We start from the raw sequence: 24,465 nt of genomic DNA, 5'->3' as shown, positions 1-24,465 counted from the left end.
ATGGGTTACTGCTGAAACGCTGTATTCGATTACATTAAAGCTCGAAGATCAGAACACCGTACTGAGCAACTGCTTGCTGACCGCTTCCTCAATGCTCAACGCGGCCAGCCACGAGGTTTTAACGTTGTCTGGCAGAGGATTATTGACCAGTCGAATCGACAACTCGCCAAACGCCCCCTTGGCGTTCACTTCGTGAACGTTTTTTGCAACAGTCGGGTCCGCGATCAGCTCCACCTGTGTGTGATCAAAACCCACGCCCGACAACGCAACGGCCGCCGTGACGTTTGCATTTTTTGGGAAGCGAACTGATGCAAGGGCGGCCGTACCTCTGAAGATGGTCGTTGGCACTTTGATCTGATCCAGATCGAATGCGTCCTCGGCAGGCGTCCCAGCCCATGCCTTGGGAGGTTTACGACCGATATACAACACTTCATCAAGGCCTGCAGAGCGAGCGGAGCGCAGGGCATCCAAACCACCGATTGCGCCAGAAACGAGGATCAAGCGTGCGCCACCGGATTGTGCGGCGTGCTCAAGAGTCGCCGCCAACGCCTTATCAGCCAGCGCGCCGATAGAGGCGATGACGACATCGACTCCTGCGTTGAGGAAAGCCGGCACTGCATGAACAACCGCGCTGTGCCCTGCACACTCGATGACCAGGTCTGGTTTCCAGTCGATCAGATCCTGAACTTCAGTAAATAACTCGACCTTGCGACCTTTGGCATAGCCATCAACATCAGCAGCGTGACTAATCGCAGCATAGGAAGCCAATGGCAGGTGCCGGGCTTGCAAGGCGTTCAGGACACGCTTGCCGATCGCTCCAAGCCCGATGATCCCGACGCGCTTGATTTTATGGGTACTCATGCTAGGGACTCCCAGAATTGACGAAGCAGTAATGAGTAATATTGAGTACACGTAACCGGTGGGAAGTGGCCGCCACTGAGCTCTACAAGACTGGCGCCCGGAATCAGGCTGGCAAGTTCCTGCGAGTGGTGAAAAGGGATGATGTAGTCATCCTTGGCACCTATCACCCAGGTGGGCAGCTTGAGTGACGCCAACTCGTCACGGCGGTTGAAGTTCAAAAGCATCTCCATACGCGCGTAGGTCATCTCGACATCCAGCGATGAGCTTTCTTCAAAATCCAGCGGATGCTCCGCTGCGAAATGCTCGCCATACCAGGTGGACGGGTAAGCGACCAGGCGAGTCAGCGCGTTGTAGGCAGTGCCTCCGAGCTTGATCAGCAGGTATTGGCGGTAGGCAAAAAAGTCCTTGAAGCGCTTGTCGGGCTTCGCCCAGCCGCAGCTCAACACGATGCTCTTCACCCGTTCCGGGTGATCCAGCGCCATGCTTTGCGCGACCAATGAACCGGTCGAGTGCCCTAAAATATGCGCAGACTCAACGCCCTTCTCATCCAGCAGCCCGACCAGAGCATCCTTGATACCGAGGATAGTGGGTGCGCCTTCAATTTCGCTCTGGCCTACTCCTGGATGGTCGAACGTAATGACCCGGTAGTCATGCTTGAGCAGATTGACGACGGGCTTCCAGAAGTCGGCCAGCCCGCCCAGCCCTGATATCAACACCACAGGGATGCCCGCTCCCTCCTCATGGGCGTAGAGCTTTTTGGCCATGTCATCAGTCTCATTTTTTGGTGTAGGCGAAAAGGCCCGTGGACTCGATTTGGTCGATGTTCTCGGGCCGTTCAAACGGCTCAGGGGCCGCCTCGCCGTGCTGACGAGGGCGACCTATATCACGGAAGAACGTCTCCAGGCCGCTGGGCGTCATAAACCAAACCCAGTGCAAATCGACGTCGCCGTCGTTGCTGAATGTGTGGGAGTTGTGTTTGCCCAAAAACAACGTCGCGCCAGGCTCAAGCTTGAAGACCTTGCCATCGACCACGGCGGTTCCGGTGCCGGAAACGAAATGCAGGACCTCTTCGTTCATCACATGGGCATGCTCACGAACACGGCCACCCGGCGGAAGCAATTGGGTGCCCACAGAGAAGTTGTGATTCATCTCGAACAGCTGGGGTGACACCGCAACCGATACGTAGCCGTTAGCCGGCTTGGGCTGCCAGTAACTCACCTCCGTCTCGCGAGTGACGTACACCAGCGTTCCTTTAACGTCTGGCGTTTCGTTTGAATCAATTGCCTTGTTAGTCATGAAAACCTCCGTCAGCCTTGCTGGATGAACCGGTAAAGACCTGCTTTACCGGCTGGTAATCGTTTACATATCAAGATAAAAAAACAGCCTCTACCGGGTGGGCTCCCGACAGTTCCAGCCGAGGCCCCAGCCAATCATCAGCTATTTTTACGCCAGGTATCGCTCAGGGTGTAGCCGGTTGGGAATGGATCATTTGGGTCAAGAACATACTGGTGAAAGCCGGTGAGGAACGCTTGGCCGCTGATGGCCGGGCGAATGCCGGCGCGATCGCCTACCGTCAGCGTCTCGACGATTTCACCGACAAACTCAGTGCTCAGAATAGACTCGTGAATCAGCTTCTCGCCCGGCTTGATCTGGCCCCGCGCATGCATGACGGCCAGGCGTGCGCTGGTGCCCGTGCCGCAGGGCGAGCGATCAAGACGGCCAGGGGACACGATCACGCCATTGCGCGAACGCTTGCCTTGAGGGTCATCGCGCATTGGCCCGGCAAAGAGGGTCTGGTTGATGGTGTGAATTTCGGGTTGTTCGGGGTGTACCGCGGGGATTTGCTCTGCGGCCGCCGCCTTGATGGTCTCCCCAACGCTGACCAGCGTTGCCGCTTCGTCAGGTGTAATGTCGAAACCAAGCGATTGAGCATCTGCCAGCACGTAGATCATGCCGCCATACGCCACGTCGACTTTAAGCGTACCCAGCCCGGGTACTTCTATGTGCTTGTCGAGGGCAAATACGAAGCATGGGACGTTAGTGAACTTCACACTCAGGCATTTGCCATCCTGGCAGCGTGCTTCAACACGCACGAGGCCACCCGGGGCTTCGAGGGTCAGACGAGTAACAGGCTCGACCATCGCAATCATGCCGGTCTCAAGCAACGCGGTGACTGTACAGATCGTGTTGCTACCCGACATCGGCGGGTAGAACTCGGATTCCATAATGACAAAGCCGGCATCCGCTTCCGGGTGCGATGAAGGCAACACCAGGTTGATGCACTGGGTCACGGTGCCGCGAGGTTCCTGAAGCAAGAATTTACGCAGGTCATCGCCCTGGGTTTCCAGGTATTTCATCTTGTCGAACATGGTTTTCCCTGGCACATCCAGGACACCACCGGTAATCACATCATTGCGCTCACCGGCAACGTGAGCCCCGACAACATTGATCATTCGTTTGAATTTCATAGGTCACTTTTCTGAGTCATTGAGAAGTAATCCAGCCGATGTGTCCGGACGTCAGCTGCGCAGAACGCGTAATGGCTTGAGAGAACGTGTTTCTACGACCAGCGATGCCTGGATGTCGACGTGGGGGGCCTCGAGGTCGGCACCCATGACGACCACCTGGTTGGGGTCTGAAAACTCCGTCGCCCAAAGGCCGCACACCTGAGATCGGCCTTCAGCTACTGCGCGATTGATTTGCTGGATCACAGCACCTGCCTTGCCCGTTGGACAGCGATATTTATGCAGGTAACGAACCGGCGCGAGGCTATCGATGACCGTTTCAAGCCTGGGTATAAGCACTTGCAGGAACTGCTGGCTGACCTGGGCTGCTGCCTGAGGCAAAAAAATTTCTCGCCATGCATCTACTTTGATCAATTGCGCCCTCAAGCGGGCCCGCTCGTCCAGGGATTCATACCGCCAAAGGTGCCGAAAGGTGACGTTGTCCCCTACTCGCTCCTGCCACAGGCCTTGCAACTTGCCATATTTATCACCCCGAATCGGCATACAAAGGCCCTCGAAAAGAGTCCAGTATTTTTCCCAGGCTTGAGTGGTGAATTGGTATTCGCGCAGTTCATCGATCATCGGCATGTCCTCACCAGGCGGTGTAGCCACCGTCCACAGTGAACATCGCGCCCGTTGCGAAACTGGAATCCTGAGAAGCCAGGAACAAAATCACGTTGGCGATATCGATTGGCTCGCCCATTTTGTTCAATGGCGAACGTGCTTCCAGCCCTTTTTTGAACGCTACCGGGTCTGGAACGGTTTCGAAAATCTTGTCGTAATAGCTGGAAGCAATCACGCCTGGCGCCACACTGTTCACACGAACGCCTTCAAGGGCATGGTCAAGGGCCATCGCACGCGTCAGCGCTGCAACGCCGCCTTTGGCAGCAACGTAAGCTGCGCGATCCTTGATACCCACCACAGAAATAGTAGATGCCAGGTTCACGACCGCCCCGCCGCCACGTCGAATAATTTCAGGAATGGCGTATTTCGAGCACAGAAATACACCCTTCAGGTTGACGTTGATGACCTCGTCCCAGGTTTGCTCATCGACGGTGACGACAGTTCCCAGCGTACCGAAACCTGCGTTATTCACCAGGATGTCGATGCCGCCGAAATGCGCCACGGCTTTTTCAACCATCGCCTGGACCTGAGCCGCATCAGAAACATCAGCCTGAACCGCAAATGCCTGGCTGCCCAGTGCTTGTGCTACGGCCAGCGCTTGCTCGATGTTGCGATCGGCGACGATAACCTTGGCGCCCTCAGCCACGAACAGCTTGGCGGTCGCTTCACCAATACCCGCACCGGCGCCCGTAATCAGTGCAACCTTGTCTTGTAATTTCATCGTTCAATTCCTTCACATATCACTAAAAAAGCATCATTGGAAAACAGAACGCACTGAAGCCAAGCGAATAGCGGACTGTTCAATGTAAACGTTTACATACCGTAGCTCAAAATATCAACAAATAATCACCTTAGGAAGATGCTTGTAGAAATCTCTGTGTTGGATGGAATCCGTAAAGCAAATCGCATGCCCGTCAGCAGGCGCCTTGTTTTGCAGGCCTGCGGGCCCCTGCCTGGGCAATATCAGCCTCTACGCCCGCCCCCAATCGAGCCTTTGTGTGTGTTACTGCACTGCCTGTGTGCGAAAAATGGTAACGTTTACTGAAATTGATTACATTGCGCAAAGCAGGCCTTTGAAGCCAGCTGGAGCGGCGCCCGTAGGGGGATTTTGTCCGCGGCGGCCCCTTCACCGGCGTGCTCTTTTTTTTTGATGCGGGACGGGACGCAATACCGCAGAATCGGGATATATAGCCGTGCAAACGGCTCCAGGGAGCAGGCTGTAGGCTGAGTGAGCGGTAATCGATATCAGTCGCTAAACGCCGCGTCTTCATCTGCATGCGCCATCATGAGGAATCTGTGTGAGTATTAAGCGAAATCCATCGGGACGGGTAAACGTCACGGATGTGGCAAAAGCTGCCGGTGTTTCGGTGGCCACCGTCTCCAGGAGCTTCAATTTACCCCATCATGTTCGGGACGACGTGCGAGAAAAAGTCCTGCAGACGGCGAGTAAAATGGGCTATACACCCAACTCTGCAGCCAAGGCCTTGAGGCTTCAAAAGACCCACGTTATTGGGGCGATCATCCCCACACTTGACCATTCCATTTACGCGACGATGGTCAAAAGCTTCCAGAACAAACTCGCAGAGTACGGTTACGTCGTCTACGTACTTAGCTGCGGATTTGATTCAAATGCAATCGCCGACAACGTACGGTTGCTGGTCGAACGGGGTGCCGAGGCTCTGCTGATCGTGGGGGATATCGCCGACCCTGACCTGATCCGGTACCTCAAGGAGTACCGCATGCCGGTGGTCTGTACGTACTCCTACTTTGAAGACAAGGCTTTTCCCTTCATCGGCTTCGATAATTACCTGGCCACGAAACAGATGACGGAATACCTGCTTGGTCTTGGGCACCGCCACATGGCGATGCTAACCGGCCCTATGCAAGGTAATGATCGCCAACAGGCACGCCACAAAGCATTCATTGATGCGCTCACTGTATCCAAATCCAAATGCACTCACTTCACCTACGAAAGCGCCGGCGGATACACCATTGAGTTCGGTGAAAAAACCCTTCGCCGAATCCGCCTGGAATACCCGGATGTGACCGCGATAATTTGCAACAGCGACGTTATCGCTTTTGGCGTTCTCTCAGCGTGCAAAAAGCTGGGTATTGATGTGCCCAGGGAGATGTCGGTAGTGGGGTATGACAATCTCGAGTTCGCTGAATACCTGGACCCTCCCCTGACGACGCTTGCAGTACCCGCAGGAGAGATGGGGCTGAGGAGTGCCGAGGCGCTGATCGCAAACTTGAAAAACGGTACCGAGATCAAACCGCTGCTGCTCGGTACTCAGTTGATGATCCGTCAATCCAGCCACTCAATCGAGTAGCCCTCGCGCTCTGAGGCCAGCGAGGCAGAATGGCTGTCTGAAAAAGCTGGATGTCACCTTACAGGGGCGGGAGTCCAAGGTGAAAATATCAGCAGTATAGAGGGCTCATCTCGGCATCGAGTAGGAGGCGGATTTACATCCGCCGTCCTCTCACACCACCGTACGTACGGTTCCGTATACGGCGGTTCAGGTTATGCGATTAAGCCGGTTTATCGTATCCAGTATCGAGACCAGTCCCAAACGATCCCATAGTTTCTTCGGTAGCGCCTGATTCATATGTGACGCTCCCGAGTTCCACCAAGGGCCTCGACCATTGAAGGCAGACTTACACGCACGGGCTTCGTCCAGCCCCAGGCGCATCAGGTTACGCGCCCTCGTAGAGGGCCGTTTCCATTGGCGCCACACGACACACCGAAGTTTGTGCCGCACCCAACCGTCCAGCGCCTCAAGGGGTCTTTTGCTCTGGCTCAGCTTGAAGTAACTAGCCCAGCCACGTAGCACCGGATTTAGTCGCTCGATAAGACTGACGACTTTGTAACCCTGTGCCCCGCGTAGCAACGCTCTGAGACGGTCGCGCAAGCGACCAAGGCTCATTTCTGCCACCCGCAGCCTCGGCTGTTTATTCCAGCTCATCCCATAACCCAAATAATCACAGACCCACGGCCGTGCCACGCGGCTCTTTTCCCGATTCAACGTCAGCTTCAGACGCTGATTCAAGAAACGCTCAACTCCTGCCAGCACTCGCTCGCCAGCACGGAGACTACGTACATAAATGTTCGCATCGTCGGCATAACGAACGAAGCGATGGCCCCGCCGCTCCAACTCCCGGTCGAGTTCGTTGAGCAGGATGTTCGACAGCAACGGCGAGAGCGGGCCGCCTTGCGGCGTCCCTTCCTGCCGTCGGCTGGCGATCCCGCCCGACATAACTCCCGCTTCAAGGTAACGGCGGATCAGTCTGAGCACGCGTTTGTCTTCGACATGACGCTCAACTTTGGCCATCAACACGTCGTGATTCACTCGATCAAAGAACTTCTCAAGATCAAGTTCCACGCACCAGCGGTGGCCCGCCGCCACATGGCCGCGAGCGGTTTCGATGGCTTGATGGGCGCTTCTGCCCGGACGAAAACCGTAGCTGTAATCCGAGAACAGGGGATCGAAGATCGGCGTGAGCTGTTGCAGCAAAGCCTGTTGGATCAGGCGATCCACGACATTGGGGATACCCAGTTGGCGTGTTCCACCCTTGGGTTTGGGGATTTCGACAGCGCGTACACCTTGCGGGTGATACTCGCCGGCCAGCAGCCTTGCCTTGAGGGTCGGCCAATACTGTTTCACGTGGCCCGCCAACTGGTCGACCGTCATGCCATCGGCACCCGGTGCGCCCTTGTTGCTGACCACGCGTTGATACGCACGCTTGAGGTTGGCGGGTGCAAGCACCCGCGCCATCAGCGTGTCCGGCTCCGCGTTCGTCCACGTCACAGACGCCGCCGATGTCTGCGCACTGCCAGCCGCAAACCCCGGATTCCGTCCGGGACTTGGGGTTACAGCTCTCGTGTTGAGAGATTTCTGCTTTATCGACATTCGACGAGACTCTGACGCCTACTGGCGGCATAACCTGTTCGGCCCTTGGTGGCGTGGTTTTTTTTCCGCCACTTACTACGGCCTCGGCTGACTTCTGCATGTTCATCCCGTCGCCTCTCGACGCTCGGTAGCACAGTGGCAAACCTGCAGATCTCCCAGGGTAATTCGCGCGACCTTCCTGCTTATGCCTGTCGGATATACGTCACAGCGTTCCGTGCAAGTATTGGGCTTTGACGATTATGGCCGCCTTACCCCGCTGTGCAGCCTCATCCGCTTCCTGTTCGTCAGGCCAGCATTTTGCCTCGGGCTTCCTTCAGATTCGCAGTCACCCGCGACACCCTTGCCTCTGGCTAACACTTCCCCTTGCCGGGTGTGTAGAGGACTTTCACCTCCAAGTCATTCGACTCACCACCACAGTGAGTCGAACAGCACCAGTCATGGCGCTGCGCGCCATGCCTGGCGCACCAAAAAAAAGGCGCCTGAATCAGGCGCCTAAATCCATCCTCCACACCCAAAGAGCGAAACTGGAGGGCGGTGAAGCATTCAACTCTTCATGGCGAATAGCTGACCCGGCATCAGCGTGTGAGTGTCGAGCCAACTGACCAAGCCATTGTTACTTCAGCGTCTTAATCGACACTATGCTGGCTGTCTTTCCATCGGCGCGAAACCCAAACGCAACCTTGTCCCCAGGCTTCAGGCTTGCCAGTTGTTGGGTTGTTGCGTTGAAGGACATGGTCATTGCTGGCCAACTCATAGCCGGGATGGGGCCATGAGCGATCGTTACCAAGTGCTTCTCAGTGTCAATCGCCTTAACGATGCCTTGCGCACTGACTCCGGACACCTCCATGGCTGTCTGCCTGCTCATGCTCTGCATTGATTCGCCCCCCATATTCATCTCCTCTGCATAGGCATTGAGAGAGAGCGCGGCCAAGGCGGTTACGATTGCAATGAGAGTCAGTTTCATACCATTTTTCCTTCTAAGGTCGTCGTTACCACGGGAAGATGAGGGCGTTGCTTCAGGCGCTAAACCGTCCGAATGACGAACAGATGCGGACCAACCCATGTAATCGTTTATGGATTTCATACTTACGACTCCTGTAATGCTTCACTGCGCGTCATTTAGGAATCCACGCAGACATGCCATCCTGCCAAGGCAGAATGAGACTCAAGGGGGGGGAATACAGGAATCAGATACGCGGAGGTCGCCACACCCCGGGCGGGGTATAAGTGGGCAGGAAGTCGCTGAAAAGGGAAAGCATCATGGGCCTGGCAAAGCGGGTGACCGATTTCACAATCGACACTTGCAACACGCTGGCGCTCTTGCATTCCTGACCTGGCTTGCAGGGTTTACTGTGATCGGAGGGGCTTTTAATGTCGTAACAGCAGTCCTGACCCATGTCCCCCGTCATCGCCACGCCCGCTTCTTTCATTGGGCATGGTTCAACCGGCGCCTGAAAGCCCGCCATCCCGCTGAGGGAAAACGCCAGGGCAAACAGAAAAATGAGGCAGCATCGCAGGTAGCGTTTCATACGGGGAAGTCTAGCGGCCGGTAATGGACTGTACAATTACGAATTTGTCAGGAAGAGCCTGTCGGGTAGTGTCTAAAAGTCAAAATTCACAACCAACGAATGTAGGCCATCGCAGGAACACAATGCCCGCATTCGGCAACCCTATCGGGTGCTTTTGATCATGTCGGCGACCTTTTCGCCGATCATGATGCACACCGAGTTGGGGTTACCTGAAATCAGCGTTGGCATAATCGACGCGTCGGCCACTCGCAGCCCCTCGATGCCATGCACCTTGAGATCCGGCCCAACTACCGCCTGTTTATCTACCCCCATGCGGCAGGTGCCTGAAGGGTGCAGCGCGGCATGGGCTTCCTGGTGACAGAATTCCCTCATGGCTTCTCGCGAGCGTACGCTCACATCCGGTACATGCCGCCGTGCCACATAGGGTTTGAAAGCCGCCTGGGCCATGATCTGTTCGCCAATCAGACAACCGTCCACCAGGCTTTCGATGTCGTACGGATCGGAAAAATAGTTCGGTACAATGCGTGGCGGTGACATCGGGTCGGCTGAATACAGCTCCACATAACCCCTGGACCTTGGCCGTATCTGCCCCAGGTTCAAGGTGCAGCCATTGCCGCCGGGCACCGAATCCACGCCCTCCTCGATGCCCGCGCCCACCACCATGAAATACTGGATATCCGGATGCGCCGCTGTCTTGTCGCCCCACCAGAACGCCCCGCCTTCAATCAGGTTGGACGCCGCCGGGCCTTGCCGGAACAGCGCGTACTGCAACCCCGCCATGAGTTTCCACCAAGGCTTTTTGTATTTGTCATAGCTGTGCGGGCCGGTCAGCTCATACACCAGCGATATTTCAATATGGTCCTGCAGGTTCTGCCCCACGCCGGGCAAATCCTGAACAACTTTAATTCCGTGTTTCTCCAACTGCGCGGCGGGCCCGATCCCGGACAACATCAACAACCGGGGTGAGTTGATCGCGCCGCAGGACAGGATGATTTCCTTGTCGGCGTGCATCACCTGGCGCACGCCCTTCTCCAGGTATTCGACACCAACAGCCTTGTTACCCTGCATCAGGATACGCAGCACCCGGCAACCGGTCTTCACCGTCAGGTTCTTGCGCGACTTGGCGGGCGCCAGGTAGGCCACGGCGGCGCTGCTGCGAAAACCGTTCTTGGCGGTGATCTGGTACAGCCCGCAGCCTTCGGGTTGGCCCGAGTTGAAGTCGTCGTTATAGGGCAATCCGTACTGCTGGCAGGCGCGCAGCCAGACCTTGGTCAAGGGGTGAATATTGATCGGGTCCGACACGCCCAACGGCCCGCCGACACCGTGTACCTCATTGCAGAAACGCTCGTTGTCTTCAGCCTTTTTGAAGTACGGCAGCACGTCCTTGTACGACCAGCCGGCAGCGCCCTGCTCGGCCCAGCCATCGTAGTCGGCGGGCACGCCACGGATGTAAATCATCGCGTTCACCGAGCTGCCACCGCCGAGCACGCTGGCCTGGACCATCGTCGGCGTTTCGCTGCGGTGCTGGTCCTCGGTGGGCTCCCAGGCATAGCGCTTGAGCAGCGGGCCCTGGGCAGTCTTGTAGTAGGCGCCGGGAATATGGATGTAGGGGCTGCGATCGCGCGGCCCTTCCTCGAACAGCACCACTGACACACCTTCCTCCTCGCTCAGGCGCGATGCGACCGTGCAGCCTGTGGAGCCGCCCCCGATTACGATGAAATCCACCATGACAACCTCAGATCTTTTTAGTATTCAGCCAGTGTTAAAACGCGCGTTATCGACCGACCAGGCCGGTTAACAGCGTCTTCAATTGTTGGGCGACGACGTAGCTGTTTTGCTGCTGCTGTTTTTTGCAGAACAACTCGCAACTCCACCAACCGACGTAACCGGTAGCCTTTACCGCGGCGGTCCACTCGGCCAGGTCGAGCACCCCGCTGCCGGTGGGAACATCGCGCAGCACTTCTTCATTCGGGATGCCGCCTTCGAAGGCCAGCGAGTCGCAGACATGCACGCCGTAGATCACGCCCTTGTCGAGCCTGGCGACGTCCGCAGGGGTAACGCCGCTGGTAAAGCAATGCCAGTAGTCGATCACCATCTTCACGTTGCTGCGCCCGGTGCGTTCGATCAGTTGCAGTTGGTGGTCCAGGGTATTGAGTGGCGTCCAGGACAGCGCTTCCAGATAAAGCAGCAGGCCGTATTGCTTGGCCACATCGGCCAGCTCCGCCAGGTTGCTGGCCGTGCGAGCGTACTGTTCGGCTTGATCCAGCCCCAGCAAACCCGAGTAATGGTCGCTCTTGCCCCTCGCCTGGAAATCAATCACCGCCTGCACATTGATCGGGCCGGTGAGCACTTGTACGCCTTTGGCGCCGACCAGGATCGCTAACTCAAACAGCCGCTCAGCTTCCTTGAACAGCTCATCGCGCTCGGCACCCTGGCGCTCGATATCCCGCAGGTAGCCGATGCCGGTGACAGGTACGTCTTTGAGCAGTGCTTGAAGTTCCGCCTCGCAATAGCCGGCCTGCAGATACCCTTCCAGCTTGCCACTGTTGATCTCCAGCGCGTCAAAACCCAGTGCCTGTGCGATGTCGATATCCATCGCCAGGGTCGAGTGTTTGGCGACGGTGGAATGCAGGGCGAGACTATTATTTTGGGTTGCCATATGACGCTCCTACGGTTGAATAACGGTCAGCCAAGGCACCCACGGCCAGCGCCGCAGCGTCCAGCCGAGCCTGGGGCAAAGTGCCCTGGGCGACGGCGGTGACAATTGCCCGAGCGATTTTCGGCACCTGCGCCATGGCGCCGGCAGAAATCAGCAACAGGTCAGCCCCGGCATTCAACGCGGCCACTGCGACCTCGCCGAGGGACATCTGGCCGATGGTCGAGCGGTGATCGAGGTCGATGGTCATCACCAGCCCCTTGAAGCCCAACTCCTGGCGCAACACGCCGATCAGTTCCGGCGATATCGAGGCCGCCGTGGGCGGTGTGCACGCGGCGAATATCGCCGGGCCCATCATCACCGCATCCGCCCCCGCCTCGATCCCGGCCTGGAACCCCGGCCAATAGGCACGCAGTTGCTTCATGGATTCGCTGACCACCGCCGTTTCAGTCGACGGCTGCTGAAACAGCACCGGATGCCCGGGGAAGTGCTTCAGGGTACTGGCCATCCCGGCCCGCCGCACGCCACGCACATACGCACCGACCATCGCCGCCGTCTGCTGCACGTCGTCCGAAAGCGTGCGCCCTGCCAGCCACACATTGGGGCCGCCAACAACATCCGCCGTCGGCGACAGCAACAGATTGACCCCGGTCTTGCGCACGGCGGTCGCAACCTTGAAGCAGGCCTGCTCCAGCGCCGCGCAGTCCATCGCCCTTGCCACGTCGGGTTCAGGCAGCGCCGGGGTGATCCCTTGCAAGCGGTGCACGGCGGATATGTCGGCGTCTGCCGCCAGCAGCAGCGGCCCGCCGAGCGCGGTGGCCGTGCCGGTAAAGCGTTGCCAGGTGTCCAGGGTTTCGGTTTCCAGGCGGCTGGCGCTCATTTTTCCGCTGACGTATTCCTCGCCCGTCTCACCAAACAACAGACTGCGCCCGCCATTCCCGAGAAACCGGCGCACGTCATCCGTCATCTGTACGTCCAGCAACACCGGGAACAGTACGCCGTAAGCCTTGCTTTTATTCGCGCTCATGGTTAGTCCCCTGGGTCGCGATTGCCAACTGGCGGACCCTGGCGGCTGCATCCAGCAACACCTGGCGATCCAGCGTGCCTTCGTGAACGGCGGCGACGATCGCATCGGCGATGCTGTCCAGGCCGGACTCGCTGGAAACCAGCAACAGGTGCGCACCGGCCACCAGCGACGCGACAGCGGTGTCGGGAATGGTGTTGCCGCGCAGAATGGAAACCGCGTCCAGATCATCGGAAATGATCAGGCCTTCGAAGCCGAGGGTGTCGCGCAGTACGCCGATAACCTTGGATGAGGTGGAGGCCGAGTGATCGGCATCAATCGCAGGGAACACCGCCGGGCCTGGCATGATGGCTTTCACGCCGGTGGCGATGACCTGCTTGAACACTTCAAGGTTGTCATGCAGCAATTCCAGCGGACCCGGCACGGTGGCTTCGGCAATGGCCGGGTCGTGTTCGGTGACGTAATGCCCGGGGAAGTGCTTGGCGGTGGCGATCACACCGGCGCGCTGCACCCCACGAATAAACGCGCAGGACACCCGGCTGACTTCCACCGGGTCGGCGCCGAGGTGACGGTTATGCAGCCACGGATTGGCGCCGGTGACCACGTCCACGATCGGCGCCAGAAACAGATTCACCCCCAGCTCACGGGCCACGGTGGCCATCTCGAAGCACCGTTGCTCGATGTCCTGGGCACTGAGGCCCTGGAGCTGCGCCCGGGAAGCGACCGCCGGGACCAGTTGGTGCAGGCGCTCGATCCCGCCGAGTTCCTGGTCTACAGCGATCAATACCGCAGAACCCGCCAAAGCCGTAGCTTCCTTAACGACATTGACAAAATCAGCCTTGGACTCGGCTGCCTTGCGCGCCGGGCTCATGCCTCGGCCAACGTATTCATCGCGGGTTTCCCCGAGCAACAGGGACACACCACCACGGCTCAGGTAACGGCGCACGTTGTCGTCCAGGTGCAAATCCCCGAACGCGGGAAGCAGTACCGAATACGCGGCGCTATGCAGTTCGCTTGACATTGCTTTTCCTCAACAGCGTTATGGTGAGCGGAACGCTCGACTCGGTGGTTGCGCGGCGATGCCACGCATCAATTCAATTACAGCGGGAACGGTACCCAGGCACGCCGCTGGTGGGATTCGACGCAGGCCTGGGACAACAGCACCCCGCGCACGCCCTCCTGGATATCCGGCAACGGCACGCGGGTCGCCGTGCGCCACTGCGCCCCGGCCTCCAGGGCGTCGGAGAAGTCGGCGTACAACACCGCGAGCGCTTCCAGATAGCCCTCGGTATTGCCCGCCGGCAGGCTGGTGAAGGTCAGCGTCTGGGGCATGTTGTCTGCCTGGCCACGCCGGTAAATGCGGTCGGCGCCGTCGATGGGTGTGAACAGCAGGGTTTCCGGTGACTCCTGGCGCCATTCGAGCGAGGCCAGGCTGCCGACGATCTTGAAGCGTAAGCCGTTGCGATGCCCAGGCGCCGCGAAGCTGGCCCACAACAAGCCGTCTACGCCGCCGTCGAACTCCAGTTGCACCACGCAGGTGTCGTCCAGTGCCCAACCCGGCACCACGCTGGTCAACTTGGCGTTGAGCTGGTTGCAGCGCTGCCCGGAAAGAAACTCCAGCAGGTTGAACGCGTGGGTACCGACGTCGCCCAACGCACCGGTGGGGCCGGCCTTTTGCGGGTCACCGCGCCACGCCAGGCTGTTGCTTAAGCCGGCCACGCCGGGCGCCAGCCACTCCAGCAAATATTCCACGTAGAGGAAGCGCAACTCCCCCAGCTCACCGGCCTGGATCCGACTGCGGGCGTCCCTCACCATCGGATAACCCTGGTAGGTGTAGGTCAGCGCAAAAAACGTCCCGTGGCGCTCGGCAAGGCTCGCCAGCTCGAGGGCTTCGTGGGGATGGTGGACCAGGGGCTTGTCGCAGATCACCGGGATGCCCGCTTCCAGAAACAACCGGCACGGCTCGAAATGCAGGTGATTGGGCGTCACGATGACCACCGCCTCGATCGGGTCGGGCCGGCGCGACTCGGCGGCGGCCATGGCCTCGAACGACAGGTAGATGCGATCGGCTTCAATATTGAGCGCAGCGCCCGCCTCAAGGCATTTGTCCGCGTCCGACGAGAAGGCCCCGGCGACGATGTCGAAGCGATTACACAGGCGCATCGCGGCACGGTGGTAACTGGCGAAGTAAGCGCCCTGCCCGCCACCGACCATGCCGACCTTGAGTCGCCGCTTTCCTGGAATGTCGCCGGTCAACCTTGCCATCACCCAATCCTCCGCAAAAAGCATGGGCCGAGTATCAAGGGTGATGTTTGTTTCCACCATTTCGCACCCTGGGTGATACCTGACGCGGACTGAAGCACTCACAAGCAGCACGCGGTGTTACCCGCGGCGTTTCAATGTGTTACTGGGCGCCGTGATTCTGCGACTGAAACTACGATGCCGCGCTTGTCGGCGGTGCCGAACAGCCAGCAAAAGCGCTTACAATCTGACGCATTCAGTCGCTTTAAAACTTCATGAAGAAACTTATACAAACGGCACGAAAGATGCTTCGGTAATGACTGAAATTTTCAAACGCTTAAACGGTTATTAAGGTTATACGAAGGGTTATTCGATAACTGCGCTATAACTTTAATAACTGGCGCCTTAACCCAGCCAAGTACATCGAGATAATAATGCACAGTCGCCCGGACGCATCCCCCCTGTCGTTAGCCGCCGCCACTTCGCACCCCGAGCGACAGCAGGCGCGCAGTGACTTGCAGGCCAATGTGCAAAAGAACCTGAGCACCCTGGTCGAGTCCTGCCGGTCGGTAGCCGATATGTGTCGCAAAGTTGATGTGAATCGCCAGCAGTTCAACAAGTACCTGGTGGGCCAGCACGTTCCGTCGCAGAAGATCCTTCAGAAGATCGGGCGTTACTTCATGATGGAAGCGGAAGACCTGTTCCGTCCGCCCGCCGAGTTCAAAAAGTTCTATGAAGGCTATGAAAACGAATTGCCGACCGGCTTGCGGGCCTCGGAGCAGTTCAATCATTTCCTGCCGCTGGCCAAGCAGTCGGCAGACGTGCTTGAAGACTATCTGGGTGTGTATTACCGCTATCACAATTCGTCGATCTACAAGGGGCGCATCCTGCGTTCTGTCACCTGCCTGTACCGGGCCGATTCGATGGTGCAGTACGTCACCGTGGAGCGGTTTCCGTTGCGCGATGGCAGCGGCAAGATCGGTTATTCATTCACCTACCACGGGTTCTGTTTGCTGTTGGGCGATCGCCTGTTCATGGTGGATTTCGAAGGCAAGCAGCGTAACGAGATGACGTTTTCGATCCTGACGCCGCAGCACCGTCGGCCGATCCGCTTTCTGTATGGGTTAGTGACGGGTGTAGCCTCGTCCTCGTTTCGCCAGCCCTTCTCTACGCGCATGGCGCTGGGGCTGGTGGACAAGGGCAAGATCCGCAAGCATCACTTGCGCAATGCAACGGTGCTGTTGCCCAGTGATCAGTCGATCCCGCTGGATGTGCGTGAGTACATGACCGGCGACAACGCCACTATCGTCTGGGGCGGTCAGGACTGAGGAGCTTGCAGGGGCTGGCGCGTGGTCATCATTTCGACCAGCGACGGGCCCTTGCTGTTCAGGGCCTTGACGAGGGTCGCGTTGAGTTGTGAGGCGTGTTCGACGCGCCAGGCTTCAAGGCCGAAGTTACGGGCGATGCCGGCGAAGTCCGGGGCGTAGGGCTTGCCATCGGGCAGGTTGAATTCACCAGCCCGGTGTTGCTCGATGGGTGACGTTTGTACGTCGTTTACGGCGTCGTCAGCGCTGCTGTTGAAGACCAGAAATACCACCGGAATGCTGTGCATCACGCACACGGCCATCTCTTGCATCGATTGCAGGAAATCCCGATTGCCCACGGCGCAGACCACTTGGCGCGCAGGCATGGCGAGCTTGGCGCCGATTGCCGCCGGGACCGCCCAGCCGAGGGTGGCGGGGTTGCCGGCGCAGAGGTGCCTGCCGGGGTAATGCACCGGGAACATTTCGCGGGCCATGGGCTGTGTGGGCCCGGCACCGAGGACGAGGAGCGCATCGTGTTCCAGCACGGAGCGTGAGGCGCGGCCTTCGCGCAGTACGGTTATTTTTCGCGGGGTGGGTTGGGGTTCTGCGCGCAGGGTGGCGAGTGGCAGGCTGGCGTTGGTGGAGGCGCGTTGGAGGCTGTCGTCGATGGACAGGCTAACCGGGCCGGAATGGGCGCTCAGCATGGTGTCGAAGGCTTGGCGCAGGGCTTGGGGTAGCTGTTGTATGGTCTGGACTGTCGTCTGGTCTTTCAAGACGTTGACCGATACCGTTTCGGCCTCGGCGTTGCTGATGACCATTAGTGCGCAGGCGTCCTGATGCGCGGTGGCCAGGGCTCCCAGGGCTGAGGGGATGCCCAGCGGACCGGTCAGTACGACGGCCATAGGGCGCCCGCACGCGCGAAAGTAGCCGTCGGCGAGGTGCACGGCGCTGTGGGCCTGGATGACGTGGATGAACGGGATGTCGGTGCCTGGGGTCAGCAGTGCTTCGACCAGGGCCCGGGAGCCGTCGCCCGGGATGCCGGCTACGTAGTCGACACTGTTGGCTTTCAGTGCCTTGGCGATGATTTGGCCACCTGTGAGTTTCACTTAACACTCCAGCGAATGCGCGGCGTCTGGGCCGGGGATCGGGCTTGGAGTATTCGCCTGATGCGGGGTGGGCTCAATTTCGCACCTTGGGTAAAAGAGACGCAGATTGACGCAGATGCGGGGGTTTGGGGGGCGTTGCTGGGTTTGGGGTGGATATCCGTTATTTGGGTGATGGCTTCGATGGGTTCCGCTCTTACAGCGGCTCACTTTTGAAAAGCGCAAAAGTAAGCAAAACGCTCTTGCCCCACCACTCGGCACCTCGCTTAGGCTCGGTGTGCCCTCTCTCCGGCATTACTACGCGGGCCGCCGTGCTTTTGATTTTGATCTGACTGCCCCATTTAGCCCGAGGCCGAACGCCGAGCCACAGCGAGGCGCCGACAGGCAGGGCAGAGCCCTTTGCTTACTTTGGGCTGGGCCGGCATTCCGGCTTTTCCAAAGTGAGCCGCTGTAAGAGCGCAACCCTAAGCAGCCGTTACCGCAGCAACGGATATGTACTCAATCCCCCACCAAAACCCCAAACCCAGAAGCCTGCGCCGATTAGGTCACTTCAATGCGTCAGAGTGCGTCGCTTTTAACCCCCCTGCGAAATTGAGCCCCCCGCCTCCCGGCTCAATACTCAACCCATGAAAACAACAAGCCGAGCCTATCAAGCGCTGGGCGCACCGCTTCAGGCCTGCAACTCCATAGCCCGGAAAAAGCGTGCGTCGCCCAGCCCAGGAAGAGTCAATCGGAACAGTGGAGGCCTTACCACCCTCCCCAGCAGCATGGAGTCAATGCTGGCCATAACACTGCCGATCCAACTGACTGCATACAAAAGGAAGCACCCGGCCACGCCGCCGGGCCCACGCCTTGCAAGTCGCTCAACGTTCGCACCCACCACCCCAGGCAGGAACTCGAAATGAAAAAAGAAATAGAGACGGGTTATGGTTTGACCGGCATTGACTTCAATTCCCTCAGCTTGAAACGACGCTCGTTTCTGCTGGGCGCTGCCGCCTCTGCCGCAGGCTTGTACCTCGGCTCGTTCGTGCCCAGCGCATTTGCCGCCACCACCGGCCACCTGGAAATCCTCGGTTGGGAAGGTGAAACCGGCGACGCCGAACTTGCCGACTGGCGCAAGCAGCGCAACGTCACCGTGCGCTCCAGCTATGCCAGCAACCAGGACGACATCACCGCACGGTTGGCAGGCTCCGATCCGGTGCAACTCGACCTGACCATGTACGCCCTGGGCTACGAAAAGATCTATCAGGAAATGGGCCTGCTCAAGGCCATCGACACCACGAAAATCCCCAACTATTCCGCCGACAATACCCTCGCGCTGTTCTACAAGGGCAGCCGCTGGTACTGGGACGGCAAGCAATGGGGCATCCCGTTGCTGTGGGGCATGAACACCATTATCTACAACCCCAAGAACGTCAAAAAACCTACCCAATACACCGACCTGCTGGACCCGAAACTCAAGGGCAAGCTGACCTTTGTCGATGACGGCACCTCGAACTGGTCGCTGATCGCGACCATCGCAGGCTACGGCGACAAATACCCCAACCTGACCCGCGCCGAATTCAACGATGCCTTCGAAAAACTAAAGCCGTACCGTGATCAGTGCCGGGTGTTTGCCGCCTCTTCGGGCGACGCGGTGTCGCTGCTGGTGTCGGGTGAAGTGGACGCGGTGTTCTCGGCCTCCGCCAACACCCCGAGCGAAACCATCAAACGTGGCGTGACCACTGCCCTGTCGGTACCCACCGAAGGCGCAGCGCTTTGGTGCGATGCGTTGTTCATCCCGAAAACCGCAAAGGACATTCCCCTGGCCCTGGAATTCATCAACAAGACCCTCGAGCCCGACATCCAGGCCAAGATGGCGACCACGATGTTCTCCGGCGTAGTCAACCCCAAGGCCGTGCCGCTGCTGCCCGAGGACCTTAGAAACACTTTCGACTACGCGAACCTGGACAGCTTTTTCGAGAAATCCAAACTCTATGGCCAACCGCCCCTGAGCTCCGAAAAATATGTGACCTATGCTGAATGGATCGATCAGTGGGCGAACTTCAAGGGTTCGTTCTAGAGCGCTTGGCACGCCGGTGCAGGCAGCCGTGGGGCGAGGGTTCACCAACACCCGCCCCACGGGTCAACGCGCCCTGACTATCGAATAAAAACGCAAAGGCAATCTCATCATGACCGTAGTCAACAATACCGAGTCCATGCCCCTGGACGACCGGGATTCAAGGGTCGGCAAACACATGAAGATCGACAAGAGAACCCTCAGCGGGTATTGGCTGGCGTCGCCACCGTTGCTGTTTCTGGTGGTGTTCTTTCTGATTCCGTCAGTGCTGCTGCTGGTCGCCAGTTTCTGGACCGCCAAGACCTTCAGCATGGAACCCGCCGCCACCCTGGCCAACTATGCCAAGGCCCTGAGCGCCAGCGGGTTTTATGACTCGTTGTGGATCGCCCTGCAAAACGGTTTCTGGACTGCCCTGCTCTCCACCGTGATCAGTGCGCCGGTAGCCTATTACATCGTGTACCGCACGCGCTCCAACGCCGTGTTGTACCTGGCGCTGGTGTCGTGGTTTTCCAGCTATCTGGTGCGGGTCTACGCGTGGCGCTCGATCCTGGGTACCAACGGCGTGATCAACTCCACACTGTTGCACTTCGGCCTGATCGACCAGCCGCTGGATTGGCTGGTGTTCAGCAAGTTCGCGGTGGTGCTGACCCTGGTGCACATCATGCTGCCTTTCACCCTGTTACTGCTGGTGTCGGGCCTGCGGGACATCAAGAAGGACTACCTGGAAGCGGCCGCCGACCTCGGCGCCGGCGGCGTCACCATTCTGTGGCGGGTGATCATGCCGATGGCGCACAAGAGCATCGTCAGCTCGTTCATGTTCACCTTCGTGCTCGCCGCCAGCGACTACGTCACCCCCCAATTGCTGGGTGGCCGGGATGCGATGACCACCGGGCTGGTGATCGCCAACCAGTTCCGTTCGGTGGGTAACTGGCCACTGGGGGCGGCGATGGCCTATCTGCTGTTGATCGTGTTCATGCTGGTGTACGCGTTGCTGCTGGCGGTATTGCGCGCTGCCAACCTGGCACCCGGCAAGCGTTACCACGACTGAATACCGCCCATAAAAAAGGTAACTCGCCATGATCCGGCTATTCACTTACGTCTACATGCTGTTCCTCTACGCGCCCATCGCGATTATCGCGCTGTTCAGCTTCCACTCGTCGGCCTCGTTGTCGTTCCCGTTCGAGGGTTTTTCCACGCGCTGGTATGAGGCGCTGTTCAGCAGTTCAGACTTTATGACAGCCCTGACCAACAGCGCGATCGTCGCCGCTGGCTCGGCGATTCTTACCACGCTGCTGGGCACGTTCTCGGCCCTGGCGCTGATGCGCATGAAAGGCCGGGTAAAGGCCGTGTTCGCGTTCATGAACTTCGCACCCATCGCCTTGCCCGGTTTGTTCCTGGGGATTGCGCTGGTGATTTTCTTCTCGCTGATCGGCCTGCCCCGCTCGCTGCTGACGGTGATCATCGGCCATACGCTGTTCACCTTTCCGTTCTTTGTGGAGTCGGTGCGTTCGCGGCTGGAGTATTTCGACCTGTCGTTCGAGGAGGCCGCGCGCGACCTCGGCGCCTCGCCCCTCAAGGCGTTCTGGCTGGTGACGCTGCCCATCATCGGGCCAACCATCGCCGGCGCCGCGATCCTCGCGGTGGCGCTGTCGATGGATGAATTCCTGATCACCGTGTTCGTCACCGGCAGCGACACCACGCTGCCGCTCATGATTCTTTCGATGATGCGCCGCGCCGTCAGCCCCACCATCAATGCCGCCTCGGTATTCATGCTGGTGGTGACCATCGCCATCATCGCCATCGCCGGCCTGGTCATGACCCTGCGTCGTCGCCGCCTCGAACTTGAACGTGCTGAAACTGCAGAGTAATCAACATGACCAACAGTATTGAACTGACCGGAATTTCCAAGAGCTACGGCAACCTCACTGCCCTGGGCAAAGTCGACCTGACGGTCAAGCGCAACGAGATCCTGACCCTGCTCGGCCCCAGCGGCTGCGGCAAGACCACCCTGATGCGCATCATCGCCGGCTTCGAAGAGCCCACCACCGGCAAAGTGGTGATCGACGGCAAGGACTCCACCGCCCTGGCGCCTGAACACCGCCCGGTGAACATGGTGTTTCAGAAATACGCGCTGTTCCCGCACCTGGACGTGTTCGACAACGTGGCCTTCGGGTTGCGCCTGAAGAAGAAGCCCAAGGATGAGATCAAGCGTGAAGTGAACAAGGCGCTGGAACTGGTGCAACTGGAAAGCTTCAAGAGCCGCTGGATCTCCGAACTCAGCGGCGGGCAGGCGCAACGTGTGGCCCTGGCCCGCGCACTGGTGAACCGCCCGGCAGTACTGCTGCTGGATGAACCCCTGGCGGCTCTGGACCTGAAGATTCGCCACCATATGCTCAACGAGATCAAGCGCATCCACGAAGAGACCTCCACCACCTTTGTGTATGTGACCCACGACCAGGATGAAGCGATGATCCTGTCAGACCGTGTGGTGCTGCTGAACAAGGGTGGCATCGAGCAGATCGGCGGGCCGCAGGAGATGTATTGGTCGCCGCGCACCTTGTTCGCCGCCAAGTTCTTCGGCGATACCAATATCGTCAACGGCACGTATGGGCTGGGTGGCGTGGTCGACTTGCCGTTCGGGCGCTATGCCCATACCGCCAAAAGCGGCGTGGTTGCGGGGCCGGTTAATGTGTCGATCCGCCCCGAAACCATCGGCCTTGAGCCCGCACTGGGCGCCACGCTGGCCGACGGCGCGTTTGCCGGCAAGGTCAAGGACACTTCGTTCATCGGCAACCGGGTGATCTACCGCGTGGAAGTGGCCGGCGGCACGCTCGACCTCAAATGCCAGCAACTGCCCACACCTGGCAGCCACGCATTGCCGCCTGGCACGAACGTGGCACTGACCTGCAAGCCGGAAAGCTTTGTGGTGATACCGGCCTGATGTTTTGAACAAGGGGCCTGGCTGAATCAGCCGAGGTTCATTTTTTACGCTGGATCATCCGCTCTTTCACGGGAGCCTGGTCCGGCGTTTTTTTTGCCCCGGGGGAAAATAATAATGGTCGATTACATCGTGGTCGGGGGCGGGTCAGCCGGGTGTGTGATTGCTGCACGGCTGAGCGAAAATCCCGAGGCACGCGTGGTGCTGCTTGAGGAAGGACCGAGGGACACCCATCCGCTTATTCATCTGCCGGTGGGCTTCTACAAGACCAGCCAGGGCAACCTGGTGGAGCATTACCCCTGGGAGCCGCCCGCGGACTACATCGGCGCGCCCAAGCCGAGCATGGTGCAGGCGCGAGTGCTGGGCGGCGGCAGCTCGGTGAACGCCATGGTGTACCTGCGCGGGCAACCGGCGGATTACGACAGTTGGGCCCAGGGCTGGGCTTATAAGGACGTGCTGCCGTTTTTCAGGAAGTGCGAGACCAACGACCGCTTCAGCAATGAAGCCCATGGCACCGACGGCCCGGTGGGTGTCAGCGACCAGCGCTATACCCATCCGCTGACCAAATTCTGGCTGCAAGCCTGCCAGCAGGCCGGGTTGGCGTATAACGCGGACTTCAACTCCGGAGTTCAGGACGGTTGTGGGCTGTATCAAATCAACGCCCGCGACGGGCTGCGTTCGAGCACTTCGGTGGCGTATCTGAAGCCGGCCCGGCGGCGCCCTAACCTCACGATTAAAACCGGCTGCCGAGTGCTGCGGGTGCTGCTCGAAAAGGGCCGTGCAACGGGGGTTGAATACGTTGAAAAAGGCCAGCGCCAGATCCTGCGGGCCGAACTCGAAGTGATCATCAGCGCCGGCGCGATCAACAGCCCGAGGTTACTGATGCTCTCGGGGATCGGCCCTGCCGGGCATCTGCAGGATACGGGCATCAAGGTGCTGCATGACTTGCCAGGCGTCGGGCAGAACCTGCAGGACCATATTGAAGTCTCGCTGATCAATGAACTGCGTCGGCCCCTGAGCTACGACAAGTACAAAAAGCCCCAGTGGAAACTGGCCGCTGGCTTGCAGTACGCACTGTTTCGCGAAGGCCCGGTGACGTCCAATGTGGTGGAAGGCGGCGCGTTCTGGCGCACCTCACTGGCCGAGGGCCGGGCGGACGCGCAGTACTGTTTTATGGCCGGTGCCGGTGTCGAAGCCGGCGTGGGCTCGGTGCCGGGTGGCAATGGCTGCACGTTGAACGTGTGCCAGACCCGCCCGCGCTCCGTGGGCTCGGTGCAACTGCGCAGTGCAGACCCGACGGACTTGCCGGTGATCAGACCCAACTATTTGAGCGATCCGTTTGACCTGGCGTGCATGGTTGAAGCGACCGAGTTTGGCCGGCATATCCTGGCTCAGGAGGCCATGGCCGGGCATATCCTGCGCGAGCATATGCCTGCGCAGCCGTTGCGTAGCCGTGAGGATTACCGCCGGTTTGTGCGGCAACAGGCGCATGCTGCGCTGCATCCTGTGGGCACCTGCAAGATGGGCTCGGATGCGCGGGCGGTGGTGGACAGTGTGTTGCGGGTGCATGGGATTGAGGGGTTGCGGGTGGCCGACAACTCGATTGCGCCAACGTTATGTTCGAGCAATACCAATGCGTTGGCGATCATGATCGGTGAGAAGGCAGCGGATCATATTTTGCGGGTGTGAAGGGCCTGATCGTTCCCACGCTCCG

At 59.0% G+C, this 24,465-nt stretch carries 21 protein-coding genes and 1 pseudogene; 7 read left to right on the top strand and 15 right to left on the bottom strand.

The features are described from left to right. Positions 1-48: 48 nt before the first annotated feature. The 6 genes from ACA065_RS15305 to ACA065_RS15280 all read right to left on the bottom strand — a co-directional run bounded on the left by ACA065_RS15305 (position 49) and on the right by ACA065_RS15280 (position 4,710). Positions 49-861: an aspartate dehydrogenase gene (locus ACA065_RS15305; protein ID WP_497695247.1), complete on the bottom strand. Its 813-nt coding sequence runs from the start codon at positions 859-861 to the stop codon at positions 49-51. Further along, positions 858-1,625, bottom strand: coding sequence for an alpha/beta fold hydrolase (locus tag ACA065_RS15300; RefSeq protein ID WP_497695246.1), 768 nt, complete (start codon positions 1,623-1,625; stop codon positions 858-860). The genes ACA065_RS15305 and ACA065_RS15300 overlap by 4 nt, the downstream gene beginning before the upstream one ends. Positions 1,626-1,635: 10 nt before the next feature. Beyond that, complete coding sequence (locus ACA065_RS15295) at positions 1,636-2,157, bottom strand: cupin domain-containing protein (protein ID WP_177063203.1); 522 nt, start codon at positions 2,155-2,157, stop codon at positions 1,636-1,638. A gap of 137 nt (positions 2,158-2,294) precedes the next feature. Next, positions 2,295-3,329: a proline racemase family protein gene (locus tag ACA065_RS15290; protein ID WP_497695245.1), complete on the bottom strand. Its 1,035-nt coding sequence runs from the start codon at positions 3,327-3,329 to the stop codon at positions 2,295-2,297. A gap of 51 nt (positions 3,330-3,380) precedes the next feature. Continuing rightward, entirely contained in the window at positions 3,381-3,947 is a 567-nt protein-coding gene (locus ACA065_RS15285; protein WP_497695244.1) for an NIPSNAP family protein, read from the bottom strand. Between the two features lie 10 nt (positions 3,948-3,957). Continuing rightward, complete coding sequence (locus ACA065_RS15280) at positions 3,958-4,710, bottom strand: SDR family oxidoreductase (protein WP_497695243.1); 753 nt, start codon at positions 4,708-4,710, stop codon at positions 3,958-3,960. A gap of 577 nt (positions 4,711-5,287) precedes the next feature. Between ACA065_RS15280 and ACA065_RS15275 the strand changes: the two genes are divergently transcribed. Next, complete coding sequence (locus tag ACA065_RS15275) at positions 5,288-6,319, top strand: LacI family DNA-binding transcriptional regulator (protein WP_497695242.1); 1,032 nt, start codon at positions 5,288-5,290, stop codon at positions 6,317-6,319. Between the two features lie 186 nt (positions 6,320-6,505). On the opposite strand, the pseudogene ltrA reads toward ACA065_RS15275, so the two are convergent. The 8 genes and pseudogenes from ltrA to ACA065_RS15235 all read right to left on the bottom strand — a co-directional run bounded on the left by ltrA (position 6,506) and on the right by ACA065_RS15235 (position 15,371). Then, positions 6,506-7,928, bottom strand: a pseudogene (gene ltrA, locus ACA065_RS15270) (group II intron reverse transcriptase/maturase). A 582-nt stretch (positions 7,929-8,510) separates the two neighbouring features. Further along, positions 8,511-8,981 (bottom strand): copper-binding protein, encoded by a 471-nt coding sequence (locus ACA065_RS15265; protein ID WP_497695241.1) that lies wholly within the window; start codon positions 8,979-8,981, stop codon positions 8,511-8,513. 103 nt (positions 8,982-9,084) lie between these two features. After that, on the bottom strand, positions 9,085-9,426 hold the full coding sequence (locus ACA065_RS15260; RefSeq protein WP_497695240.1) for a hypothetical protein: 342 nt from the start codon (positions 9,424-9,426) through the stop codon (positions 9,085-9,087). A 141-nt stretch (positions 9,427-9,567) separates the two neighbouring features. After that, complete coding sequence (locus tag ACA065_RS15255) at positions 9,568-11,154, bottom strand: GMC family oxidoreductase (RefSeq protein WP_497695239.1); 1,587 nt, start codon at positions 11,152-11,154, stop codon at positions 9,568-9,570. 46 nt (positions 11,155-11,200) lie between these two features. After that, positions 11,201-12,085, bottom strand: a complete 885-nt coding sequence (locus ACA065_RS15250; protein WP_497695238.1) for a sugar phosphate isomerase/epimerase family protein — start codon at positions 12,083-12,085, stop codon at positions 11,201-11,203. Continuing rightward, positions 12,069-13,109: a glycoside hydrolase family 3 N-terminal domain-containing protein gene (locus tag ACA065_RS15245; RefSeq protein ID WP_497695237.1), complete on the bottom strand. Its 1,041-nt coding sequence runs from the start codon at positions 13,107-13,109 to the stop codon at positions 12,069-12,071. The genes ACA065_RS15250 and ACA065_RS15245 overlap by 17 nt, the downstream gene beginning before the upstream one ends. Further along, on the bottom strand, positions 13,096-14,127 hold the full coding sequence (locus ACA065_RS15240) for a glycoside hydrolase family 3 N-terminal domain-containing protein (RefSeq protein WP_497695236.1): 1,032 nt from the start codon (positions 14,125-14,127) through the stop codon (positions 13,096-13,098). The genes ACA065_RS15245 and ACA065_RS15240 overlap by 14 nt, the downstream gene beginning before the upstream one ends. A 77-nt stretch (positions 14,128-14,204) precedes the next feature. Next, positions 14,205-15,371, bottom strand: a complete 1,167-nt coding sequence (locus tag ACA065_RS15235; protein WP_497695235.1) for a Gfo/Idh/MocA family protein — start codon at positions 15,369-15,371, stop codon at positions 14,205-14,207. A gap of 437 nt (positions 15,372-15,808) precedes the next feature. Here ACA065_RS15235 and ACA065_RS15230 point away from each other — a divergent pair, with 437 nt between their 5' ends. Continuing rightward, the gene (locus tag ACA065_RS15230) at positions 15,809-16,675 is read left to right on the top strand and encodes a helix-turn-helix transcriptional regulator (protein WP_032899479.1); all 867 of its coding nucleotides are present in this window, start codon (positions 15,809-15,811) and stop codon (positions 16,673-16,675) included. Here the strand turns inward: ACA065_RS15230 and ACA065_RS15225 are convergent. Beyond that, positions 16,666-17,757 carry a thiamine pyrophosphate-dependent enzyme gene (locus tag ACA065_RS15225; RefSeq protein ID WP_497695234.1) on the bottom strand — a complete coding sequence of 364 codons (1,092 nt, stop codon included), beginning with the start codon at positions 17,755-17,757 and terminating at the stop codon, positions 16,666-16,668. The genes ACA065_RS15230 and ACA065_RS15225 overlap by 10 nt on opposite strands. An 898-nt stretch (positions 17,758-18,655) precedes the next feature. Here ACA065_RS15225 and ACA065_RS15220 point away from each other — a divergent pair. From ACA065_RS15220 to ACA065_RS15200, 5 genes are all read left to right on the top strand, one after another. Next, positions 18,656-19,816, top strand: a complete 1,161-nt coding sequence (locus tag ACA065_RS15220) for an ABC transporter substrate-binding protein (protein WP_497695233.1) — start codon at positions 18,656-18,658, stop codon at positions 19,814-19,816. A gap of 109 nt (positions 19,817-19,925) precedes the next feature. Next, a complete protein-coding gene (locus ACA065_RS15215; protein ID WP_459021497.1) occupies positions 19,926-20,861 on the top strand; it encodes an ABC transporter permease in 936 nt (311 codons plus the stop codon). A gap of 28 nt (positions 20,862-20,889) precedes the next feature. Further along, positions 20,890-21,681 carry an ABC transporter permease gene (locus tag ACA065_RS15210; RefSeq protein ID WP_010170899.1) on the top strand — a complete coding sequence of 264 codons (792 nt, stop codon included), beginning with the start codon at positions 20,890-20,892 and terminating at the stop codon, positions 21,679-21,681. Between the two features lie 5 nt (positions 21,682-21,686). Further along, entirely contained in the window at positions 21,687-22,754 is a 1,068-nt protein-coding gene (locus ACA065_RS15205; protein WP_497695232.1) for an ABC transporter ATP-binding protein, read from the top strand. A 114-nt stretch (positions 22,755-22,868) separates the two neighbouring features. Further along, positions 22,869-24,440: a GMC family oxidoreductase gene (locus tag ACA065_RS15200; RefSeq protein WP_497695231.1), complete on the top strand. Its 1,572-nt coding sequence runs from the start codon at positions 22,869-22,871 to the stop codon at positions 24,438-24,440. Positions 24,441-24,465: the final 25 nt, after the last annotated feature.

The sequence above is a fragment of the Pseudomonas sp. LBUM1640 genome, assembly GCF_059716225.1.
This window is presented reverse-complemented; position numbering and strand designations above follow the sequence as displayed.

Bases quoted from the DNA above. Each gene is read 5' to 3' on its own strand.
- ACA065_RS15260 (WP_497695240.1), bottom strand. From the start codon at position 9,426: ATGAAACGCTACCTGCGATGCTGCCTCATTTTTCTGTTTGCCCTGGCG.
- ACA065_RS15200 (WP_497695231.1), top strand. From the start codon at position 22,869: ATGGTCGATTACATCGTGGTCGGGGGCGGGTCAGCCGGGTGTGTGATT.
- ACA065_RS15280 (WP_497695243.1), bottom strand. From the start codon at position 4,710: ATGAAATTACAAGACAAGGTTGCACTGATTACGGGCGCCGGTGCGGGT.
- ACA065_RS15205 (WP_497695232.1), top strand. From the start codon at position 21,687: ATGACCAACAGTATTGAACTGACCGGAATTTCCAAGAGCTACGGCAAC.
- ACA065_RS15235 (WP_497695235.1), bottom strand. From the start codon at position 15,371: ATGGCAAGGTTGACCGGCGACATTCCAGGAAAGCGGCGACTCAAGGTC.
- ACA065_RS15245 (WP_497695237.1), bottom strand. From the start codon at position 13,109: ATGAGCGCGAATAAAAGCAAGGCTTACGGCGTACTGTTCCCGGTGTTG.
- ACA065_RS15305 (WP_497695247.1), bottom strand. From the start codon at position 861: ATGAGTACCCATAAAATCAAGCGCGTCGGGATCATCGGGCTTGGAGCG.
- ACA065_RS15285 (WP_497695244.1), bottom strand. From the start codon at position 3,947: ATGATCGATGAACTGCGCGAATACCAATTCACCACTCAAGCCTGGGAA.
- ACA065_RS15215 (WP_459021497.1), top strand. From the start codon at position 19,926: ATGACCGTAGTCAACAATACCGAGTCCATGCCCCTGGACGACCGGGAT.
- ACA065_RS15240 (WP_497695236.1), bottom strand. From the start codon at position 14,127: ATGTCAAGCGAACTGCATAGCGCCGCGTATTCGGTACTGCTTCCCGCG.
- ACA065_RS15300 (WP_497695246.1), bottom strand. From the start codon at position 1,625: ATGGCCAAAAAGCTCTACGCCCATGAGGAGGGAGCGGGCATCCCTGTG.
- ACA065_RS15250 (WP_497695238.1), bottom strand. From the start codon at position 12,085: ATGGCAACCCAAAATAATAGTCTCGCCCTGCATTCCACCGTCGCCAAA.
- ACA065_RS15220 (WP_497695233.1), top strand. From the start codon at position 18,656: ATGAAAAAAGAAATAGAGACGGGTTATGGTTTGACCGGCATTGACTTC.
- ACA065_RS15255 (WP_497695239.1), bottom strand. From the start codon at position 11,154: ATGGTGGATTTCATCGTAATCGGGGGCGGCTCCACAGGCTGCACGGTC.
- ACA065_RS15290 (WP_497695245.1), bottom strand. From the start codon at position 3,329: ATGAAATTCAAACGAATGATCAATGTTGTCGGGGCTCACGTTGCCGGT.
- ACA065_RS15295 (WP_177063203.1), bottom strand. From the start codon at position 2,157: ATGACTAACAAGGCAATTGATTCAAACGAAACGCCAGACGTTAAAGGA.
- ACA065_RS15210 (WP_010170899.1), top strand. From the start codon at position 20,890: ATGATCCGGCTATTCACTTACGTCTACATGCTGTTCCTCTACGCGCCC.
- ACA065_RS15265 (WP_497695241.1), bottom strand. From the start codon at position 8,981: ATGAAATCCATAAACGATTACATGGGTTGGTCCGCATCTGTTCGTCAT.